This is a genomic window from Streptomyces sp. NPDC090021 (assembly GCF_044748225.1).
Taxonomy (GTDB): domain Bacteria; phylum Actinomycetota; class Actinomycetes; order Streptomycetales; family Streptomycetaceae; genus Streptomyces.
Genome location: NZ_JBIVFO010000008.1, coordinates 165,777 through 184,846, shown reverse-complemented (window position 1 = coordinate 184,846; position 19,070 = coordinate 165,777). Strand labels below are relative to the sequence as shown.

General features: G+C 72.0%; 18 protein-coding genes. 5 read left to right on the top strand and 13 right to left on the bottom strand.

Going from position 1 to position 19,070, the window contains the following annotated elements; genetic code table 11:
- Window positions 1-51: 51 nt before the first annotated feature.
- The 4 genes from ACIPXC_RS08680 to ACIPXC_RS08665 form a co-directional block, all read right to left on the bottom strand.
- Entirely contained in the window at window positions 52-1,209 is a 1,158-nt protein-coding gene (locus tag ACIPXC_RS08680; RefSeq protein WP_401614910.1) for a low temperature requirement protein A, read from the bottom strand.
- A 273-nt stretch (window positions 1,210-1,482) separates the two neighbouring features.
- Window positions 1,483-2,268: an ABC transporter permease gene (locus ACIPXC_RS08675; protein ID WP_401614907.1), complete on the bottom strand. Its 786-nt coding sequence runs from the start codon at window positions 2,266-2,268 to the stop codon at window positions 1,483-1,485.
- The gene (locus ACIPXC_RS08670) at window positions 2,265-3,224 is read right to left on the bottom strand and encodes an ATP-binding cassette domain-containing protein (RefSeq protein ID WP_401614904.1); all 960 of its coding nucleotides are present in this window, start codon (window positions 3,222-3,224) and stop codon (window positions 2,265-2,267) included. Before ACIPXC_RS08670 ends, ACIPXC_RS08675 begins: the two co-directional genes overlap by 4 nt.
- A gap of 54 nt (window positions 3,225-3,278) precedes the next feature.
- Entirely contained in the window at window positions 3,279-3,947 is a 669-nt protein-coding gene (locus tag ACIPXC_RS08665) for a DUF4097 family beta strand repeat-containing protein (RefSeq protein ID WP_401614901.1), read from the bottom strand.
- Window positions 3,948-4,189: 242 nt separating this feature from the next.
- Here ACIPXC_RS08665 and ACIPXC_RS08660 point away from each other — a divergent pair, with 242 nt between their 5' ends.
- Window positions 4,190-4,936 (top strand): helix-turn-helix domain-containing protein, encoded by a 747-nt coding sequence (locus ACIPXC_RS08660; RefSeq protein ID WP_401614898.1) that lies wholly within the window; start codon window positions 4,190-4,192, stop codon window positions 4,934-4,936.
- Between the two features lie 175 nt (window positions 4,937-5,111).
- A complete protein-coding gene (locus ACIPXC_RS08655) occupies window positions 5,112-5,324 on the top strand; it encodes a hypothetical protein (RefSeq protein WP_401614895.1) in 213 nt (70 codons plus the stop codon).
- A gap of 22 nt (window positions 5,325-5,346) precedes the next feature.
- Here ACIPXC_RS08655 and mscL read toward each other — a convergent pair whose 3' ends face one another.
- The 8 genes from mscL to ACIPXC_RS08615 form a co-directional block, all read right to left on the bottom strand.
- The gene (gene mscL, locus ACIPXC_RS08650) at window positions 5,347-5,847 is read right to left on the bottom strand and encodes a large conductance mechanosensitive channel protein MscL (protein ID WP_401614892.1); all 501 of its coding nucleotides are present in this window, start codon (window positions 5,845-5,847) and stop codon (window positions 5,347-5,349) included.
- Window positions 5,848-5,970: 123 nt separating this feature from the next.
- Window positions 5,971-6,261, bottom strand: a complete 291-nt coding sequence (locus tag ACIPXC_RS08645) for a hypothetical protein (protein ID WP_401614890.1) — start codon at window positions 6,259-6,261, stop codon at window positions 5,971-5,973.
- Window positions 6,262-7,150: 889 nt separating this feature from the next.
- The gene (locus ACIPXC_RS08640) at window positions 7,151-7,480 is read right to left on the bottom strand and encodes a hypothetical protein (RefSeq protein WP_401614887.1); all 330 of its coding nucleotides are present in this window, start codon (window positions 7,478-7,480) and stop codon (window positions 7,151-7,153) included.
- Window positions 7,477-8,034 (bottom strand): carboxymuconolactone decarboxylase family protein, encoded by a 558-nt coding sequence (locus tag ACIPXC_RS08635; RefSeq protein ID WP_401614884.1) that lies wholly within the window; start codon window positions 8,032-8,034, stop codon window positions 7,477-7,479. The genes ACIPXC_RS08640 and ACIPXC_RS08635 overlap by 4 nt, the downstream gene beginning before the upstream one ends.
- 149 nt (window positions 8,035-8,183) lie before the next feature.
- Complete coding sequence (locus tag ACIPXC_RS08630) at window positions 8,184-9,017, bottom strand: S-methyl-5'-thioadenosine phosphorylase (RefSeq protein WP_401614881.1); 834 nt, start codon at window positions 9,015-9,017, stop codon at window positions 8,184-8,186.
- 74 nt (window positions 9,018-9,091) lie between these two features.
- Window positions 9,092-9,406 (bottom strand): FmdB family zinc ribbon protein, encoded by a 315-nt coding sequence (locus tag ACIPXC_RS08625; protein ID WP_401614879.1) that lies wholly within the window; start codon window positions 9,404-9,406, stop codon window positions 9,092-9,094.
- Window positions 9,407-9,473: 67 nt separating this feature from the next.
- Complete coding sequence (locus ACIPXC_RS08620; protein ID WP_401614876.1) at window positions 9,474-10,922, bottom strand: MFS transporter; 1,449 nt, start codon at window positions 10,920-10,922, stop codon at window positions 9,474-9,476.
- A 369-nt stretch (window positions 10,923-11,291) separates the two neighbouring features.
- Window positions 11,292-12,818 (bottom strand): potassium/proton antiporter, encoded by a 1,527-nt coding sequence (locus tag ACIPXC_RS08615; protein ID WP_401614982.1) that lies wholly within the window; start codon window positions 12,816-12,818, stop codon window positions 11,292-11,294.
- Between the two features lie 286 nt (window positions 12,819-13,104).
- Between ACIPXC_RS08615 and ACIPXC_RS08610 the strand changes: the two genes are divergently transcribed.
- A complete protein-coding gene (locus ACIPXC_RS08610; protein ID WP_401614873.1) occupies window positions 13,105-16,011 on the top strand; it encodes a penicillin acylase family protein in 2,907 nt (968 codons plus the stop codon).
- On the opposite strand, the gene ACIPXC_RS08605 is transcribed toward ACIPXC_RS08610, so the two are convergent.
- Entirely contained in the window at window positions 16,006-16,620 is a 615-nt protein-coding gene (locus ACIPXC_RS08605; protein WP_401614870.1) for a 5-formyltetrahydrofolate cyclo-ligase, read from the bottom strand. The two genes, ACIPXC_RS08610 and ACIPXC_RS08605, sit on opposite strands and share 6 nt — an antisense overlap.
- 91 nt (window positions 16,621-16,711) lie before the next feature.
- On the opposite strand from ACIPXC_RS08605, the gene galU reads away from it, so the two are divergent.
- Window positions 16,712-17,614 carry a UTP--glucose-1-phosphate uridylyltransferase GalU gene (gene galU / locus ACIPXC_RS08600; protein WP_401614868.1) on the top strand — a complete coding sequence of 301 codons (903 nt, stop codon included), beginning with the start codon at window positions 16,712-16,714 and terminating at the stop codon, window positions 17,612-17,614.
- A gap of 4 nt (window positions 17,615-17,618) precedes the next feature.
- The gene (gene glp / locus ACIPXC_RS08595) at window positions 17,619-18,989 is read left to right on the top strand and encodes a gephyrin-like molybdotransferase Glp (protein WP_401614865.1); all 1,371 of its coding nucleotides are present in this window, start codon (window positions 17,619-17,621) and stop codon (window positions 18,987-18,989) included.
- The last annotated feature ends 81 nt before the right edge of the window (window positions 18,990-19,070 follow it).

Here is a 19,070-nt window from a genome sequence, read left to right as displayed (position 1 = left end):
GCTGGAGAACGGCGGCGGGGGCGCGGGGGTGACGGTCCGGCTGGCCCGCGGCTACCGGGCCGGGACGCGCGTCCGCTCGGCCAGGATCACGCCGACGGTGACGGTGACCACGGCGACGAGTCCGGCGTAGAGGACGGCGTAGGCGCCCGTCCAGGTGCAGGCGAGGGTGACCAGGCCGGCGACCGGCAGCACCAGCTGCTGGGCGAGGCCGCGCTTGAAGTGGCGCGAGTGCAGCAGCCACACCATGAACAGGAAGCCCGCGGCCGGGACCATGACGGAGGCGTTCGCGGCGACCTGGGAGATGTGTGCCTTGCCGGCCGCGTGCTCGACCGCGACCTCGATGCCCGCACCGATCGCCGCACCGGACGCGAAGACCAGCAGGTGTCCGTAGCCCCAGGGAATGGCCTCCCGGTTGGAGTTCAGGTGCTGGTGCATCGGTACGGCGAAGTAGATCCACCACGCGGCGAACACGATCAGCAGCCCGCCGGCGGCGATGGGGAGCAGCAGGTCGAGGGCCTCGTGCTCGTCGAGCGCCGACTTCACGGCCACCGTGCTCGCCGCGATCGTCTCGCCCAGCACGATGATGGTGAACAGGCCGTAGCGCTCCACGATGTGGTGCGCGTGCCACGGCGTCCGGTGGTCGCGCTCGGCGATCACCGGGACCAGCAGCTCGGCCGCGACGAGGACCAGGAACAGCCAGCGCTGGGCGTCGGCCGGCGCGAACAGCAGCCCCACCCAGCCGATCTGGCAGATCACCAGCCCGGCCGCGTAGGTCAGGGCCGCCCTGCGGGCGGGGCCGCTCTCCCCGGCGGCGGCCCGCAGCCACTGCGCCGTCAGCGCGACGCGCATGATGATGTAGCCGATGACGGCTACGGTCCAGTCGTTCTGGTCGAAGGCCTCGCTCACCCCGGCCGCGTAGACGAGCACGCCGGAGATCTGGACGAGCGTCGCGATCCGGTACGGCACGTCGTCGCAGTCGTAGGCGGAGGCGAACCAGGTGAAGTTCATCCAGGCCCACCACACGCCGAAGAAGACGAAGAAGTAGCCGACCACCCCGGTGGCGGGATGGCCCTCCGCGAGCGCGTGCACCAGCCGGGCACCGGCCTGGGCGATCGCGACGACGAAGCACAGGTCGAAGAACAGCTCCAGTGGTGTCGCGGAGCGGTGCTGCTCGTCGCGGCTGCGGGCGGTCATGGGGGTGTAGGCCATACCGGCCAGAAGAACAGAGGAACCGGCTTCCGGCAGGTCGGGCGCGCTGTCCGGGCGGCCGCTGTGCCCCGGGCGGCGGCTGTGCCCGGGGTGGGCTCTGCGGCCCGTACGGACGCGGCGGCCCGTACGGACGCGGCGGCCCGTACGGACGCGGTGGCCCGTACGGACGCGGTGGCCCGTACGGACGCGGTGGCCCGTACGGTCCGTACGCGGCGCCCCGTACGGGCCCGCCCACTCCCGGACCAACGCCTGGCGGGCGACGGGACCTTGTGGCTACTTCGGGTCCTGGCCGAACTTCGAGGCCGACCAGCGGTGGCCGAGTACCGCGAGGCCCAGGGACCAGGCGAGGGCCAGCCACCCGTTGTTGCCGATCTCGGTGCCGAGGAGGAGGCCCCGGAGGGTCTCGATGGCGGGGGTGAAGGGCTGGTACTCGGCGATCGGCCGGAACCAGCCCGGCATCGCCTCGATGGGGGTGAAGGCGCTGGAGACGAGGGGGAGCAGGATCAGCGGCAGCGCGCTGTTGCTGGCTGCCTCGGCGTTGGGGCTGGCTATGCCCATGCCAACAGCGATCCAGGTGAGGGCGAGGGCGAACAGGGCGAGGAGGCCGAAGGCGGCGAGCCATTCCAGCGCGGTGGCGTCCTTGGAGCGGAAGCCGATGGCGACGGCGACGGCGCCGACGAGGACGACGCTGGCGACCGACTGCAGGACGCTGCCGACCACGTGTCCGACGAGGACCGAGCTCCGGTGGATCGCCATCGTCCGGAAACGGGCGATGATCCCCTCGGACATGTCGGTGGCGACGGACACCGCCGCCCCGATCACGGTGGAGCCGATGGTCAGCAGCAGGATGCCCGGGACGACGTACGCGATGTAGTCGGAGCGGTCGGCGCCGCCCATGCCCGCGCTCATCACGTCGCCGAAGACGTAGACGAAGAGGAGCAGCAGCATCACCGGGGTGAGCAGCAGGTTCAGCGTCAGGGACGGGTAGCGCCGGGCGTGCAGGAGGTTGCGGCGCAGCATCGTCGAGCAGTCGCGGACGGCGAGGGTGAGCGAGCTCATCGGGCGTTCTCCTTGGGCTGGGCGGGGATGGCGGCGGCGCTGCCGGTCAGGGCGAAGAAGACGTCGTCGAGGTCGGGAGTGTGGACGGTCAGCTCGTCTGCCTCGATGCCGGCACAGTCCAGCCGGTCCAGGACGGAGCGCAGGTCGCGCTGGCTACCGTCGCTGGGGACCCGCAGGGCCAGGGTCTCGTCGTCGCGGGTGGCCCCGGGCAGGGCGGTGACGGCGGCCCGGTAGGCGGCCGGGTCGGTGAAGCGGAGCCTGACGTGTCCGCCGGGGACGAGTCGTTTGAGTTCTTCGGCGGTCCCCTCGGCGGCGATCCTCCCGCCGTCGAGCACCGCGATGCGGTCGGCGAGCTGGTCCGCCTCCTCCAGGTACTGGGTGGTGAGGAAGACGGTGACGCCGCCGGTGACGAGCTCGCGGATGATCTGCCACATGGTGTGGCGGCTGCGGGGGTCGAGGCCGGTGGTGGGCTCGTCGAGGAAGATGACGCGCGGGCCGCCGACCAGGGTCATGGCGATGTCGAGGCGGCGCTTCATGCCGCCGGAGTAGCTGGCGGCGGGCTTCTTCGCGGCCTCCACCAGGTCGAAGCGTGCCAGGAGTTCGCCGGTGACCCGACGTCCTTCCTTCCTGGACAGGTGGTGCAGGTCCGCCATGAGGAGCATGTTCTCCTCGCCGGTGATCAGGCCGTCGACGGCGGAGAACTGGCCGGTGACGCCGATCGCGGCGCGGACCGCCTGCGGGTCGGCGGCCAGGTCGTGGCCGGCCACGCGCAGTTCTCCGGCGTCGGCGGCGACGAGGGTGGAGAGGATCTTGACGGCGGTGGTCTTGCCGGCGCCGTTCGGGCCGAGCAGGGAGAAGACCGTGCCGGCCGGAACGGCCAGGTCGATGCCGTCGAGGACCTTCTTGTCGCCGTAGGACTTGCGCAGCCCGCGTGCTGCGATGGCCGGTTCGGTCATGGGAGGACTCCTTCGGGGGCTGCGGGTCAGAGGCCGGGGGGCAGGGGGCGGGGTTCAGAGGCTGCGGGCGGTGATGTCGCCGTAGGCGGTGGTGGCGTGGATGGCGAGGTGGGCGCCGGTGCCGTCGTTCTTGAGGGCGTTGCGGACGCGGCCATAGGAGGTGCCGGCGTCGAGGGTGGCGGCGGCACCGCGGGCGGCGCCGATGGAGATGTCGCCGGCCTGGGTGTGCAGCACGACCGAGCCGCGCACGGCCTCGGCGATGTGCAGGTCGCCCTTCTGGGTGCTGATCTCCGCGGGCCCGCCGAGGCGGCCGACGGAGATGTCACCGGCCTGGAGGGTCAGGCGGGCGCTCGCGGTCTCGTCGAGCTTGACCTCGCCGTGCGCGCTGTCGAGGGTGACGTCGCCGAGTCGTCCGACGCCCCGGATCTCGGCGCTCGCGGTCCTGGCCTCGACGCTGGAGCCGGCGGGGAGCTGGACGGTCACCTCGACGGAGCCGGGGGTGCCGAGGACCCGGTTCTTCGGCTCCGCGGCCGTGATCCGCAGGACGCCGTCGCCGTACTCGACCGTGGTCTGCTCCGCGGCCTTCGCGTCGCGGCCCTTGGAGGGGTCGGCCGGGAGGATCTCGACGGTGGTGTCGGTGCGGTCGGCGGCGATGAAGCGGATGCGTCCGGCGGGGACGTCCAGGACGGCGGCGATCGGGGCGGTGGTGGCGAACTGCTGCATGGTGCTTCTCCTTCGTCGTCTGCGGCGCCCTTGCGGCCCGCTGTTTCCGATGTAGGAAAAGCTACGTTGCGTTCGCAGACTCGGCAACTCTTTCGTTGCGTACAAGTGTTGTTTGTGCAGGTTGAAGGATATAAATCGTTGCAACGGCTACGCGGTTAAAGCAATAGAATGCGATGTTCCGTTGCAATGAACTGGTGGTGAACGCTATGCTGGAGCTTCACGGACCACAGAAGGAGACCGCGATGCCGGGAGGCAGGCTCACTCAGCAGGAACGCCAGCAGATCGCCCTGGGGGTGGCCGACGGCCTCGCCTACGCCGAGATCGCCAGGCGCCTGGACCGTCCGACCTCGACGGTCACCCGCGAGGTCATGCGCAACGGCGGCCCCGCCGGTTACCGGGCGGAATCGGCCCACCGCGCCACCGAGCGCCGCGCCCGCCGTCGCAAGCCCGCCGCGGCCCGGGGTGCGGGGCCGTCCGCCCTGCCGCACGGCCGCGACCCGGAGGCGGTGGCCGAGTACGAGGAGCGGTTCACCGCCGTGATGATGCAGTCGGGGCTGTCCAACAGGATGACCGCGCGGGTGATGGTCTGTCTCCTCACCGCCGATTCGGGCAGCATGACCGCCGCCGAACTCGTCGAGCGCCTCCAGGTCAGCCCGGCGTCCATCTCCAAGTCGATCGCCTTCCTGGAGGGGCAGGCCCTCGTCCGCAGGGAGCGGGACGAGGGGCGCAGGGAGCGCTACGTCATCGACGAGAACCTCTGGTACCAGTCGATGGTCGCCAGCGTCCGCGCCCTCAACCAGCAGGTCGACATCGCACGGCAGGGCGCCGGTGTCCTCGGCCCGGGCACCCCGGCCGCCGTTCGCCTGGAGAGCGTCGCGCGCTTTCTCGACTTCGTCGCCGAGAGCCTCGCCCGAGCGGCGGAGCAGGCCCGCGACGTTCTCCACGTGAAGGCGGAAACGCCCTCGGGCGGCACTGACGCCGAGGCGTGACGGCGTGCCCGGCCTGACCGGCGGAGACGGTGGCGCGGCGAGATCTTGCGAGTGGCTTCACGAGTGCGCCCGCTCCGGCGGGAGAGCGCACCCCACGGCATCCGGCTCGTCCGCAAGCGGGCCGAGGCTCCCGGCCGAGCCGGGCCGCCACCGCGGGCGGCCGTACCCTGGAGGCATGAGCAGCACCCCCGCCTCCGGCCCGCAGCCCCAGCGACCCGCCGCCGAAGCCCGGCAGCCCCGGCCGAAGCCGCGGATCGTCTTCGACGACCCGCTGGACCAGCAGTCGTCGGACGACACGGACCGCGGCTGGGGCGAGCGGCCGCCCGCCGGCGGAAGCGCGGCCGATCTGGCCCGCTTCCTCGACGAGAAGCCGCCGCACCACATCTGACCGGCCGGGGCGGCCGGCGCGGTCAGAAGCCGTCGCGCGAACCAGCCTGACCGCCGACGCCACCGCCGCCCACGCGCTGCGCGACCAGCGTGTCGCGGATCTCCTTGAGGACCTCCAGCTCGGTGATCTCGACGATCTCCTGGACCCCCTCGCGGGCCTTGCGGCGGTCCTCCTGCCGCGCCAGGTACTTCGCCATCGGCAGCACCATCAGGAAGTACACGACCGCCGCGGTGATCACGAAGGTCAGCGTGGCGTTCAGCACCGACCCCCAGAGGATCTCGACACCGGTCGGCTGGCCGTCGGGGCCGATCTCGCAAGGGGCCTTCAGGCAGGACTTGTAGCCGTCCAGGCTCTTCGTGCCCACCGCACCCACGATCGGGCTGATGATCCCCTTGACGACCGAGTTCACGATGTTCGTGAACGCGGCGCCGATCACCACGGCCACCGCCAGGTCGACGACATTGCCGCGCATCAGGAAGGCCTTGAAGCCCGCCAGCACGCTTTCCTTCTTCTTCTCGCCCATCGCTGAGCCCTTCTACACGGAAGCCAAACACGGAGCCAACGGTTCCGAAAGCTACGGCAGTCCGGCAGAGGTGTGTCCAATCGGGCATCCCTTTGAGGTGAATTGGGTGATCGTGCGTGCGAGTCAGCACAGTGTCACCGCCAGTCGGGCCGTAGCGCCCGCCCCCACCAGGGCCCGCGCGGTGTCCCGCGGCACGGACAGGACGACGAGCGCCCCACCGTCCCCAACACCCTTCTCCGGAGCCGGTACTTCGGCGACCCTGGCCCCGGCGGCCAGCACCCTGGGCGGCTGCGCGCGCTCCGCCGCCACCACGTCGACCCGGTCCCCGGGCCGCAGCAGCCGCACCGTCTCGGCGTCCGCGATGCGCACGGGCGCCGAGACCATCCGCACCGCCGCCGGCGGCGGCTTCACCACGGGCGCAGGCGCACCCCGGGAGGTCTGGGCCTCGGCCCCTCCCACGGCCAGGGCAGCCGCGACGACGGCCAGGGCGGCCGAGGCGGACCGCCGCCGGCGCCGCACGGCCCGGCGCAGCCGCCCCGGACCCCGGCCCACGCGAAGCGGCGGGAACGACGGGACGGGCCGCGACGGGGGACACGTGGAGGACGTCGCACACACGGGCAGCGCCCGGGCGGGCAGCCCCGCCGCTGCGGCGGGGGCCGCCGAGGAGGCGGAGGGGACCGGCGAAGAGGACCAGGGGAAGGACGCGGACGAGGGCGCGGACGAGGGCGCGGACGAGGGCGCGGACGAGGACGCAGACGAGGACGAAGAGGCCGCGGAAGTCCGGGACATGACGAGCACCACCAAACGGAGTGAGTTCCTGTGCCCGGACCGACCGCCCGGACACACCCCACGATCCGACCTCCCCCCGAATCCCGCTCCCGCCTGTGGACAGTCCCCAGCCTGTGGAAAACGCCGTCACCCGCCGGAGTGACGGCCCCTCGCTCCGGGCGCCGTCCCGGCGGCCGCCCGGGCCTGCCGCAGCGCGGCCACCGGGTCGGCCACCGGGTCGGCCTCCCGAGCGACCGACCGGCCCACCACGACGTGCGAGGCCCCGACCGCGAAGGCCGCCGCAGGTGTCCCCGGCCGGGCGCGCCCGCCCACTCCGCCCACCGCTTCCGCCCCGCCGGCTCCGCCCCCCCGCCGGTACCGCCCCCACCGCTTCCGCCCCGCCGGCTCCGCCCCCCGCCGGTACCGCCCCCCGCCGGTACCGCCCCCACCGCTTCCGCCCCGCCGGCTCCGCCCCCCGCCGGTACCGCCCCCACCGCTTCCGCCCCGCCGGCTCCGCCCCCCGCCGGTCCCAGCGTCACGCCCGGCGTGACGATGAGCGGCTCCGGTCCCAGCGCCGCCCGCAGCGGTCCGCCTCTCGTGGCGGGGCGACGACCCCGTCGCACCCGGCGCGCATCGCCGGCCGGGCCGACCACAGCACCTGTTCCGCCGGGCCCGCCGCGACGCCGATGCCGGCGAGGTCGCTCCCGGTCATGCCGCTGACGGGCTTCACCGCTGCGGCCGTGATTTCCGTACCGCCCTTGCCGTGCACCGTGACCCTCGACGCGCCCGGGGCGACGGTGACCCGGCCGTCCGGATCGGAGCCGGGGAAGCCGGTGTTCACCCCGCCGGCGTCGGTCGGCGTCACCGCCTCGCCGGAACCGCGCAGGCCTCCGAGAAGCCCTGGCTGGTCAGGCCGAAGGCGCTGTTGACGCGCGAGCGCCAGTTCTCCAGCGCCACCACCGCCGTGAGTTCGACGAAGGCCGCCTCCCCGAGCCGTGCGATCAGCGCCGCGGCCATTTCGTCCGTGACCGCCGGCTCGGTCTCGGTCATGGCCTCGGCGTACTCCATGACCAGCAGTTCCGGCTCGGTGAACACCTCGCGCGCCTCCCGCCACCGGGGCACCCGTTCGATCTTCTCCGCTGCCATCCCCTTCTCGTGGCCCTCCCAGTAGCCGAAGTCCATGCACCACGAGCAGTTGATGCGGGCCGCCGCCGCCATCACCGCGAGGTGCTTCAGGCCGGCGTCCAGCGCGTTCCACTTCGCCGCCCGCTGTTCCAGGCGGACGTACGTGGAGAGCACGCGCGCGTTGTGCCCGTAGGCCTGACCGGGGTCGAGCACCTTGCCGTAGGTGCGGCGCGAGTACCAGGCGCCGATGCGGGTCAGCAGGGTGCGGGGCGGGGTGAGCGAGATACGAGCCATGACTGTCATCTCCCGAAGCGGTCTGTCCTGTCCCGACTGGGCCTTCACACGGGAAGACAGGACAGCAGCCCCGGATGTGACAGCGGCAGCGGAAGTGGCAGTGGCCGGGGCCGCGGCAGCGGCAGTGGCAGTGGCAGTGGCAGAAAGGTCTACGGGAGTTCGATGCCCAGGTCCCAGCCGTCGTGCGCGTGGGTGCAGAGGCAGTCGCGGGAGTCCGTCGCCGGCAGGCCCGCCACCGCGTCGAAGAGCACCGTGCGCAGACGGCCGACGTTCTCGCCGAACACCTTCAGGACCTCGGTGTGGGAGACGCCCTCACCGGTCTCGGCGCCCGCGTCCAGGTCCGTGACCAGTGCCATCGAGGTGTAGCAGAGCCCCAGCTCGCGGGCGAGGATCGCCTCCGGGTGCCCCGTCATGCCGATCACGGACCAGCCCGCCGACGCGTACCAGCGGGATTCGGCGCGCGTCGAGAAGCGCGGTCCTTCGATGACGACCATGGTGCCGCCGGCGACCGGCTCCCAGTCCTGACCGCGCGCGGCCGCCACCGCCACGGACCGGCCCACCGGGCAGTACGGGTCGGCGAAGGTGGTGTGCACGACGTTCGGAACGCTGCCGTCCGGCAGGGCGACCCCGTCGAAGAACGTCTGGACGCGGCTCTGCGTACGGTCGACCAGCTGGTCGGGGACGAGCAGCGTGCCCGGCCCGTACTCGGGCCGCAGGCCGCCGACCGCGCAGGGGCCGAGCACCTGGCGGACGCCGACCGAGCGCAGGGCCCAGAGGTTCGCCCGGTAGTTGATCCTGTGCGGCGGGACCGTGTGGCTACGCCCGTGCCGCGGCAGGAAGGCCACCGAGCGGCCGGCGAGCTCGCCGATGTACAGGGAGTCGCTGGGAGGTCCGTACGGGGTCTCCACCTGGATCTCGGAGACGTCCTCCAGGAAGGAGTAGAAGCCCGAGCCGCCGATGACACCGATCTCTGCGTTCACCATGTCGCTCACCCTAACCGGGCATGCCTGAGGCCCCGCCGCCCGGTGGGGGCGTGCGGGGCCTCGGGGCGGAGCTGTCAGGCGGCCGACGTGGAGCTGCTGCTCGTGCTCGACGACGTCGAGGAGGACGAAGCGGCGGGAGCGGCGGCGGCGGTCGTCGTCGAGGACGACGAGCTCGACGCGGGCTTCGAGGCAGGGGTGCTGCTCGACGAGGCGCCGCGGCTGTCGTTCCGGTAGAAACCGGAGCCCTTGAAGACGATGCCGACCGCGGAGAACACCTTCTTCAGGCGTCCGTCGCAGCTCGGGCACACGGTCAGTGCGTCATCGGTGAACTTCTGCACGGCCTCAAGGCCCTGACCGCACTCGGTGCACTGGTACTGGTAGGTCGGCACGAATTTCCTCCTGGCACTCTGACTCAATGAGTGCTAACGACGCTCCATGGTGACGTATTCCGGCGGATCAGTCCACCGTCACCGGTACGCGGTGACCCATCCCACGCTCGTTCACCCGGTCACGGGGGGCCGCCGAGGGGATGGTCGCAGCCGTGCTCCCGGTACGGGCGGCGGTCTCGCCGCGGACCTCGCCGCGGACCTCGCCGCGGACTTCGGTACGGGCAGCAGCCTCTGCGCCGGTCTCCGCGCCCGCCGTGGCCTCGCCGCCGGGCGCGGACGAGTTCACGATCCGGCTCGGGGCCTTCGGGGCCAGCTTCGCGCGCAGCGTCAGCAGCACGGCCAGCGCCAGCGCGGTGGCCGCCATCGGCACCAGGAAGCCGTACGTCGACCCGTGCGCGTCGGTCAGGCGGCCGGCCAGGATGACCGCGATGGCCTGGCCGAAGGCGATCGAGCCGGTCAGCCAGGTGAAGGCCTCGGTCCGGGCGTTCGCCGGGACCAGCTGCTCGACCATGGTGTAGCCGGTGATCAGGGCCGGGGCGATGAAGAGGCCGACGACCAGGCCGAGCGCGCCCAGCAGGATCACCGAGTTCGCGGCCCACAGCACCGACGCGGCGGCGGTGAGTCCGACGTAGCCGAGGATCAGCCGGCGGCGCGGGCCGATCTTCCAGGCGACGGCGCCCATGGCGATGCCCGCGATCATGTTGCCGGCCGCGAAGACGCCGTAGAGCAGGCCGTTGGCGCCGGGGTTGCCGATCTCGTTGGAGAAGGCGGCGAGCGAGACCTGCATGCCGCCGAAGACGGCGCCGATCCCGAGGAAGGCGAGGATCAGGACGCGCAGGCCGGGGTGGGACAGCGCGAAGGTGCGCTTCTCGCCGGTGGCCGACGGGGCGTGCGTCCTGGGCTGGGAGGCGCGGCGGGCCGCGAAGAGCAGGCCGCCGAGCAGCGTCAGCGTGGCCTCGGTGACCAGACCGGCCGCCGGGTGGACGCCGGTGCACAGCGCGGTCGCCAGGACCGGGCCGACGACGAAGGTGAACTCGTCGGTGACGGACTCGAAGGCGGCGGCGGTGGGCAGCAGCGGGGAGCCCTCCAGCCGGGCGGCCCAGCGTGCGCGGACCATGGGGCCGACCTGCGGCACCGAGGCGCCGGTCGGGACGGCGGCCAGCGCCAGGAACCAGACGTTCGCGTCGGCCAGCGCGAGGGCGGCGAGGCCGCTGACGGCGGCGGCGTGCGCGAGGACCACGGGCACGAGCACGGCGCTCTGGCCGAAGCGGTCGGTGAAGATGCCCATCAGCGGGGCGGAGAGGGCCATCGAGATGCCGGTAACGGCGGCGACGATGCCGGCGCTGCCGTAGGAGCCGGTGGTGTGCTGGACCAGCAGCAGGATGCTGATGGTCAGCATCCCGAAGGGGAGTCGCGCTGCGAAGCCGGGGAGTACGAAGCCGAGGGCGCCGGGTGTGCGCAGGAGCTGCCCGTAGCCGGGGCGGGCGGACGTGTCGGTCGTGACCGCGGATGTCACGGCCTTGCCTTTCCGCTGCCTGGTAGAGCGTCCCCGTCTGCGGACGGTGCCTTGCTTTGTGAGCGGCCGCACCCGTACGTGTTGGGAGCCCCGAGAGCTGTCCTCTTGCGCAGAACCGAGTGATACCTGGGCGCCCGCTACGGGAGGGTGCCACGGCCGCTTTGCGGTCGCGCCAGCTCTGCGTCAGGCAGAGTTGGTTCGATCTGGTGTGCCTTCATCGTACAGGGGAAGCTGATACCACGCCCTGTGATTGCGCCGACAGCCCGTCTCTTCACCTGCGATTAACCGGTTCTTCGCACCCGGAGAGCCCTATATTTCCGGATATAAGAGGGCAAATCTCACCGAAGCCGGTCGGATGAGAGCACTGCTCTAATGGGCGCCGGATCCGTTGCCGGCCCCCAGCCAGCCCGCCAGCTTGCCGCCCCGGGCCACCGCCCGCAGCCGCGCCTCCGCCGCGTCCCGCACCGGGTCCGTGGCCACCACCAGCAGCTCGTCCCCGTGCCGCAGCACCGTCGACGGCGCCGGTACGAAGCTCTTCGCGTCCCGGACGACCAGCGTGACCGACGCCCCGGGCGGCAGGCGCAGCTCGCTCACCTCGACGCCGTGCATCCGGGAGGCCGGGGGGATGGCGAAGGACAGCAGGTGTCCGCGCAGCTTCTCCAGCGGCGCCGATTCGATGCCGAGGTCGGAGGCGGTCTCCATGCCCCGTCCGAGGTCCAGCTTGCGCGCGAGCCACGGCAGGGTCGGCCCCTGCACCAGGGTGTAGACGACGACCAGCACGAAGACGATGTTGAAGACGCGGTCGCTGCCCTCGATCCCCGACACCATGGGGATGGTCGCCAGGATGATGGGCACGGCGCCGCGCAGGCCCGCCCACGACATCAGCACCTGCTCCCGCCACGGGATCCGGAAGGGCAGCAGGCTGACGAAGACCTCCAGGGGCCGCGCCACCATCGTCAGCACCAGCCCGATGACGACCGCGGGCCAGAAGTCGTGGACCAGCTCGTGCGGGGTGACCAGCAGGCCGAGCAGGACGAACATGCCGATCTGGGCGATCCAGCCGAGCCCGTCGGCGAAGCCGCGGGTGGCCGGCCAGTGCGGGAGCTTGGCGTTGCCCAGGATCACCGCCGCCAGGTACACCGCGAGGAAGCCCGAGCCGTGTGCCATCGCGCCGGCCGCGTACGCCACGATGGCGATGGCCATCACGGCGATCGGGTAGAGGCCGGAGGCGGGCAGTGCCACGCGCCGCAGGCCGAAGGCGCCGAGGAAGCCCACCGCCAGGCCGATCGCGGCGCCGATCGCGAGCTCCAGGGCGATCTTGCCGAGCAGGACGTACCAGTCGTCCACCGGGCCGACCGTGGAGAAGGCCACCACCAGGATCACGACGGGCGCGTCGTTGAAGCCGGACTCGGCCTCCAGGACGCCCGTGATCCGGGAGGGCAGGGGCACCTTGCGCAGCACGGAGAAGACGGCCGCCGCGTCGGTCGAGGAGACGACCGCGCCGATCAGCAGCGCCTGGCGCCATTCGAGTCCGACGAGGTAGTGCGCAGCCGCCGCCGTCACGCCCACGCTGATCGCCACGCCCACCAGGGACAGCATGATCGCCGCCGGCAGGGCCGGCTTGATCTCTTTCCACTTGGTGCCCAGACCACCCTCGGCGAGGATCACGACGAGGGCGGCGTAGCCGATGACCTGGGTCAGCTCGGCATTGTCGAAAACGACGTTCCCGATGCCGTCCTGGCCTATGGCGACGCCTATGCCGAGGTAGATGAGCAGGCTGGGCAGGCCGCTGCGTGACGAGACCCGCACCGCGGCCACGGCGACGAGCAGTACGAGCGAGCAGACCAGCAGCAGCTCATTGAGCGTGTGGACAGTCAGCGGGCGGCCCTCCTCGATGCGCCCGGCGGATCGATGCGCCCGGCGACAGGTTCGGCAAGTAGTTCGTTACCTTACCTAATCTTTGACGCGCCCTTTACGCGATAACCACATTGTGAAACGGCTGTTCCCCCTTGTCCTCGGGACCGCGCGCACCGCCGGAGATCCACTTCAGGCCGCCTGCGGGACCGCCGCGCGATACAGCCCCTCCACACGGCCTCCACCCCTGGCGGATCAACGGAGTCGGTCCTGCGCCTATGGTTGCTCCCAGCACTCCCAGGACCACCCTGCCCCTCTAAGGACAGCGATGCCCGCCAACGAAACCGCTCCTCCCGTCAAGAAGAAGGGACGACGCGCCCGTCTGATCGTGCTCGTACTGGTCCTGGGACTCGTCGCGGGCCTCGGCTACGGGGCGTACTGGAGCGTGGACGGCGTGCGCGCCTCCTTCCCCCAGACGACCGGCTCCCTCGACGTGCCCGGCCTGACGGGGACGGTCGAGGTGAAGCGCGACGCCAACGGCATTCCCCAGCTCTACGCGGACAGCGACGACGACCTCTTCCGCGCGCAGGGCTTCGTGCACGCGCAGGACCGCTTCTGGGAGATGGACGTACGCCGCCACATGACCTCGGGGCGGCTCTCGGAGATGTTCGGCGCCGGCCAGGTCGAGACCGACGCCTTCCTGCGCACGCTGGGCTGGCGCCAGGTCGCGCAGGAGGAGTACGACACCAAGCTCTCCGCCGAGACGAAGAAGAACCTGCAGTCCTACGCCGACGGGGTCAACGCGTACCTGAAGGGGAAGTCCGGCAAGGACCTCTCCGTCGAGCACGCCGCCCTCAAGATCAGCGGCGGCTACGCCCCCGAGCAGTGGTCGCCGGTGGACTCGGTGGCCTGGCTCAAGGCGATGGCCTGGGACCTGCGCGGCAACATGCAGGACGAGATCGACCGCGCGCTGATGGCGAGCAAGCTCTCGCAGGCACAGATCGCCGAGCTCTACCCGCCGTACCCCTTCGACCGGAACAAGCCGGTCGTCGAGGGCGGCAAGGTCGACGGCGGCAAGTACACGCCCCAGGGCCAGAGCGGGAACGCGGGCTCGGCGTCGGGCTCCGGCTCCGGTTCCGGCAGTGGTTCCGGCTCCGGCAGCGGTTCCGGCGGCACCGGAGCGGGCTCCGGCGGCACCGTCGCCAACCGTGCCTCCACCGCCCGGGGCGCCGGTGACACCACCGGCCTCGCCGGCAACGCCACCGCCCAGGGCGCGACCGTGGGGCTGCGCACGCAGCTGAGCGCCCTCGCGGACACCCTGGAGAAGGTCCCGGCCATCCTCGGCCCCAACGGCAGCGGCATCGGCTCGAACTCCTGGGTCATCTCCGGCAAGTACACGACCACCGGCAAGCCGCTGCTCGCCAACGACCCGCACCTGTCGCCGCAGCTTCCCTCGGTCTGGTACCAGATGGGCCTGCACTGCCGCGCCGTCTCGGCCCAGTGCAAGTACGACGTGGCCGGCTTCACCTTCTCCGGCATGCCCGGCGTGGTCATCGGGCACAACGCCGACATCGCCTGGGGCATGACCAACCTCGGCGCCGACGTCACCGACCTCTACCTGGAGCAGATCAGGCCCGAGGGCTACGTCTACGGCAACCGGGTGCTCCCCTTCACCCTCCGCGAGGAGATCATCAAGGTCGCGGGCGGCGCCAGCAAGAAGATCACCGTCCGCACGACCAACAACGGCCCGCTCGTCTCGGACCGCAGCGAGGAGCTCGCCACGGTCGGCACCCGCGCCCCGGTCGACAGCTCCGCCCCGGACCGCGGCGACGGCTACGCCATCGCCCTGCGCTGGACCGCGCTGGACCCGGGCAGGACCATGGACGCGGTCTTCAAGCTCAACCAGGCCAAGACCTTCGACGACTTCCGCAAGGCGGCCGCCGACTTCGACGTCCCCTCGCAGAACCTGATCTACGCCGACAACAAGGGCGCCAACGGCAACATCGGCTACCAGACCCCCGGCCGCATCCCGGTCCGCGGCCAGGGCGACGGCCGGATGCCCGCCCCGGGCTGGGACTCCAAGTTCGCCTGGAAGGGCGGCCGCGACGGCGGCGCCGGCTACATCCCGCAGAACGAGCTGCCCTGGGACCAGAACCCCTCGCGCGGCTACATCGTCACCGCCAACCAGGCCGTCGCCGAGGGCGGGACCGGCGCGGGCAAGTACCCGCACCTGCTGACCACCGACTGGGGCTACGGCGCCCGCAGCCAGCGGATCAACGACCTCATCGAGGCGAAGATCAAGGACGGCGGCAAGATCTCGACCGACGACATGCGCGCCATGCAGATGGACAACAGCAGCGAGATCGCCGCGCTGCTGACCCCGATGCTGTCGAAGATCCAGATCTCGGACCCGGGCGTGCGCGAGGCGCAGAAGCTGCTCGACGGCTGGAACTACACGCAGGAGTCCGACTCCGCGGCCGCGGCCTACTTCAACGCGGTCTGGCGCAACATCCTCAAGCTGGCCTTCGGCGACAAGATGCCCAAGGAGCTGCGGATCGAGGGCAGCTGCATGAACGTCCTCGGCAACGGCACCGGCCCGGCCGACGACCTGTCCAAGACGGTCCGCGAATGCGGCACCCGCGACGCGGACTCGGCGCAGCCCGACGGCGGCGACCGCTGGTTCGAGGTGGTCCGCCGCCTGGTGAAGGACGAGAAGTCGCCGTGGTGGAGCGCGCCCGCCAAGGGCCTGAACAAGCCGGCCACCACCACCCGTGACGAGCTGTTCGCCCGGGCCATGGCGGACGCCCGCTGGGAGCTGACCGCCAAGCTCGGCAAGGACCAGTCCACCTGGAGCTGGGGCCGCCTGCACCAGCTGAACCTGAAGAACCAGACGATCGGCACCGAGGGCCCCGGCTTCATGCAGTGGCTCCTCAACCGCGGCCCGTGGAACGTGGGCGGCGGCGAGGCGACCGTCAACGCCACCGGCTGGAACGCCTCCAGCGGCTACGGGGTCACCTGGGTGCCGTCCATGCGGATGGTCGTCAACCTCAACGACCTCGACAAGTCCCGCTGGATCAACCTCACCGGCGCCTCCGGCCACGCGTACAACGCGCACTACACGGACCAGACGCAGATGTGGGCCAAGGGCGAGCTGCTGGAGTGGCCCTTCGGCAAGGACGCCGTCGCGAAGGCCACGGTCGACACCCTGACCCTCAAGCCGGCCGGCGGCTCATGAGCTGAAGCGGCGCACCCCTGACGGGGTGGCCACCGCCCGCACGGGGTGGTCGTGCGGTTCCTCCGGGACCCGCGCGACCACCTCGTCGTCGTAGAGGAGCACGACCAGCGCCGGATGCGCCCCGGCCCGCTCCAACCGCTGCAGCACCCGGTCGTAACTGCCCCCGCCGCGACCGAGCCGCATACCGCGCCCGTCCACCGCGAGTCCGGGCAGCAGCACCGCGTCGGCCTCCGTCACCGCGTCAGGCCCGAGCGCCGGGCCGGACGGCTCCAGCAGCCGCATCTTCCCCGGGTGGGCGGCCTCGGTGAGGCTGCCGGAGCCCTCGTACGCCGCCCAGTCGAGGTCGTTGTCGGGCAGCAGGAGGGGCAGCAGCACCCGCTTGCCGGCCGTGCGCAGGGCGTCGAGGAGGGCGCGGGTGCCCGGCTCGCCGCCGACGGAGACGTACGCCGCCACCGTGCGCGCACCGGCCAGTTCGGGAAGTTCGAGGGCGGTCACGGCGAGCGCCGCGGCCGCCGCGGCACGGGCGTCGGGGGACAAGGCGCGGCGGGCCGCGAGGAGTTCCCGGCGAAGCTCGGACTTGGCGGACGCGGTCGGCGGGTTCTCTGCCACGAGAATCAAATTTCCTTCGAATCAGGGCATATGTGGACCTACCAACCGCGATCTCGTCGGTTGATCGGCAGGACCCACTATCGTTCTGGCCATGACTATGTTGCACCCCGTGATCAAGAAGGCCGTCATTCCGGCCGCTGGCCTCGGTACCCGCTTCCTTCCGGCGACCAAGGCGACCCCGAAGGAAATGCTCCCGGTTGTGGACAAGCCGGCCATCCAGTACGTGGTCGAGGAGGCCGTCGCGGCCGGACTCGACGACGTCCTCATGATCACTGGGCGTAACAAGCGTGCCCTGGAAGACCACTTCGACCGCAACTACGAGCTGGAGTCCGCCCTCATCGCCAAGGGCGACGACGACCGGCTGAAGAAGGTCCAGGAATCCAGCGACCTCGCGACCATGCACTACGTCCGCCAGGGCGACCCGCGGGGCCTGGGCCACGCCGTGCTGTGCGCCGAGCCGCACGTCGGCCGCGAGCCCTTCGCCGTCCTCCTCGGCGACGACCTCATCGACCCGCGCGACCCGCTGCTGCGTCAGATGGCCGACGTCCACGCCCGCACCGGCGGCACCGTCATCGCCCTCATGGAGGTCGACCCGGCCAACGTCCACCTCTACGGCTGCGCCGCCGTCGAGACCACCGGCGAGAAGGACGTCGTACGCGTCACCGGCCTCGTCGAGAAGCCGGAGCCCCAGGACGCCCCCAGCAACTACGCGGTCATCGGACGTTACGTCCTCAACCCCGCGATCTTCGACATACTGCGGGAGACCGAGCCGGGCCGCGGTGGGGAGATCCAGCTCACCGACGCCCTGCAGAAGCTGGCCGCCGACGAGACCGTGGGCGGTCCGGTGCACGGCGTGGTCTTCCGGGGCCGTCGTTACGACACCGGGGACCGCGGCGACTACCTGCGGGCCATCGTCCGCCTCGCGTGCGAGCGCGAGGACCTGGGCCCCGAGTTCCGCACCTGGCTTCACCGTTACGTCACGGAGGAGATGTAGGACCTTGAGCAGTTCCGCACCGCAGGACGCAGGCCACCGTCTGTGGTCCGTGGACGAGCACCTCGCGGACGTCCTCGGGGCCGTCCGGCCGCTGGAGCCGATCGAGCTCCAGCTGCTGGACGCCCAGGGCTGTGTCCTCGTCGAGGACGTCACCGTGCCCGTCGCCCTCCCGCCCTTCGACAACAGCTCCATGGACGGCTATGCCGTCCGCACGGCCGACGTCCAGGGTGCGAGCGAGGAGTTCCCCGCGGTGCTGACGGTCGTCGGGGACGTCGCGGCGGGCAGCGGTGAGCTGCCCACCGTGGGCCCCGGCGAGGCCGCCCGGATCATGACCGGGGCCCCGCTGCCGCCCGGTGCGGAAGCCGTCGTACCGGTGGAGTGGACCGACGGCGGGACCGGGGGCGGCGCCGCCGCCGGGATGACCCCGGCCAGCGCCGCCCCGGAGCACTCGGGCGGCGAGGTACGCGTGCACCGCGCGGCCGGGGCACGGGCGCACGTCCGCGCCCGCGGCAGCGACGTCCAGGCCGGCGACCTCGCCCTCGCGGCCGGCACGGTCCTCGGCCCGCCGCAGATCGCCCTGCTGGCCGCCATCGGGCGAGGCACCGTACGGGTGCGCCCGCGTCCGCGCGTGGTGGTCCTGTCCACCGGCAGCGAGCTGGTCCAGCCCGGCGAGCCGCTCACCGCCGGCACGATCTACGACTCCAACAGCTTCGCGCTGGCCGCGGCCGCCCGGGACGCGGGCGCCATCGCCTACCGGGTCGGGGCCGTCGCGGACGACGCCGACACGCTGCGCTCCACCATCGAGGACCAGCTGATCCGGGCCGACCTGCTGGTGACCACGGGCGGGGTCAGCGTCGGCGCCTACGACGTGGTCAAGGAGGCGCTCTCCTCCGTCGGCCCCCTCCCGTCGTCCGGTTCCGCCGACTCGGACGAGGACGCCGTGGACGTGGACGCGACCCGGATCGACTTCCGCAAGCTCGCCATGCAGCCCGGCAAGCCGCAGGGCTTCGGCACCATCGGCCCCGACCACACCCCGCTGCTGGCGCTCCCCGGCAACCCGGTCTCCTCGTACGTCTCCTTCGAGCTGTTCGTACGCCCCGCGATCCGCGCCCTCATGGGACTGCCGGAGTCCGAGGTCCGGCGGCCGAGCGTGCGGGCCGTGCTGAAGGCCGACAAGGCACTCGGTTCCCCGGCCGGACGCCGCCAGTTCCTGCGCGGCGCCTACGACGCGGAGAGCGGCACGGTCAGTGCGGTCGGCGGATCGGGCTCCCACCTGATCGCCGCACTGGCGCACGCCGACTCGCTGATGGTCGTCCCGGAGGACGTCACCTCGGTGGAGCCCGGTACCGAGCTGGAAGTGGTCCTGCTCGGCTGAGCCGCGCCGTCCCGGCCGATCCGCGCCGTCCCGGCCGATCCGCGTCCTCCGTTTCCGCGCGCCGGGGCCCGTTCCCCCGGC

What these genes read in the sequence shown, in the direction of transcription:
- ACIPXC_RS08660 (WP_401614898.1), top strand. Translation starts at nt 4,190, where the DNA reads ATGCCGGGAGGCAGGCTCACTCAGCAGGAACGCCAGCAGATCGCCCTG.
- ACIPXC_RS08665 (WP_401614901.1), bottom strand. Translation starts at nt 3,947, where the DNA reads ATGCAGCAGTTCGCCACCACCGCCCCGATCGCCGCCGTCCTGGACGTC.
- ACIPXC_RS08680 (WP_401614910.1), bottom strand. Translation starts at nt 1,209, where the DNA reads ATGGCCTACACCCCCATGACCGCCCGCAGCCGCGACGAGCAGCACCGC.
- ACIPXC_RS08670 (WP_401614904.1), bottom strand. Translation starts at nt 3,224, where the DNA reads ATGACCGAACCGGCCATCGCAGCACGCGGGCTGCGCAAGTCCTACGGC.
- ACIPXC_RS08610 (WP_401614873.1), top strand. Translation starts at nt 13,105, where the DNA reads ATGCCCGCCAACGAAACCGCTCCTCCCGTCAAGAAGAAGGGACGACGC.
- ACIPXC_RS08655 (WP_401614895.1), top strand. Translation starts at nt 5,112, where the DNA reads ATGAGCAGCACCCCCGCCTCCGGCCCGCAGCCCCAGCGACCCGCCGCC.
- ACIPXC_RS08675 (WP_401614907.1), bottom strand. Translation starts at nt 2,268, where the DNA reads ATGAGCTCGCTCACCCTCGCCGTCCGCGACTGCTCGACGATGCTGCGC.
- ACIPXC_RS08630 (WP_401614881.1), bottom strand. Translation starts at nt 9,017, where the DNA reads ATGGTGAACGCAGAGATCGGTGTCATCGGCGGCTCGGGCTTCTACTCC.
- ACIPXC_RS08635 (WP_401614884.1), bottom strand. Translation starts at nt 8,034, where the DNA reads ATGGCTCGTATCTCGCTCACCCCGCCCCGCACCCTGCTGACCCGCATC.
- mscL (WP_401614892.1), bottom strand. Translation starts at nt 5,847, where the DNA reads ATGGGCGAGAAGAAGAAGGAAAGCGTGCTGGCGGGCTTCAAGGCCTTC.
- galU (WP_401614868.1), top strand. Translation starts at nt 16,712, where the DNA reads ATGACTATGTTGCACCCCGTGATCAAGAAGGCCGTCATTCCGGCCGCT.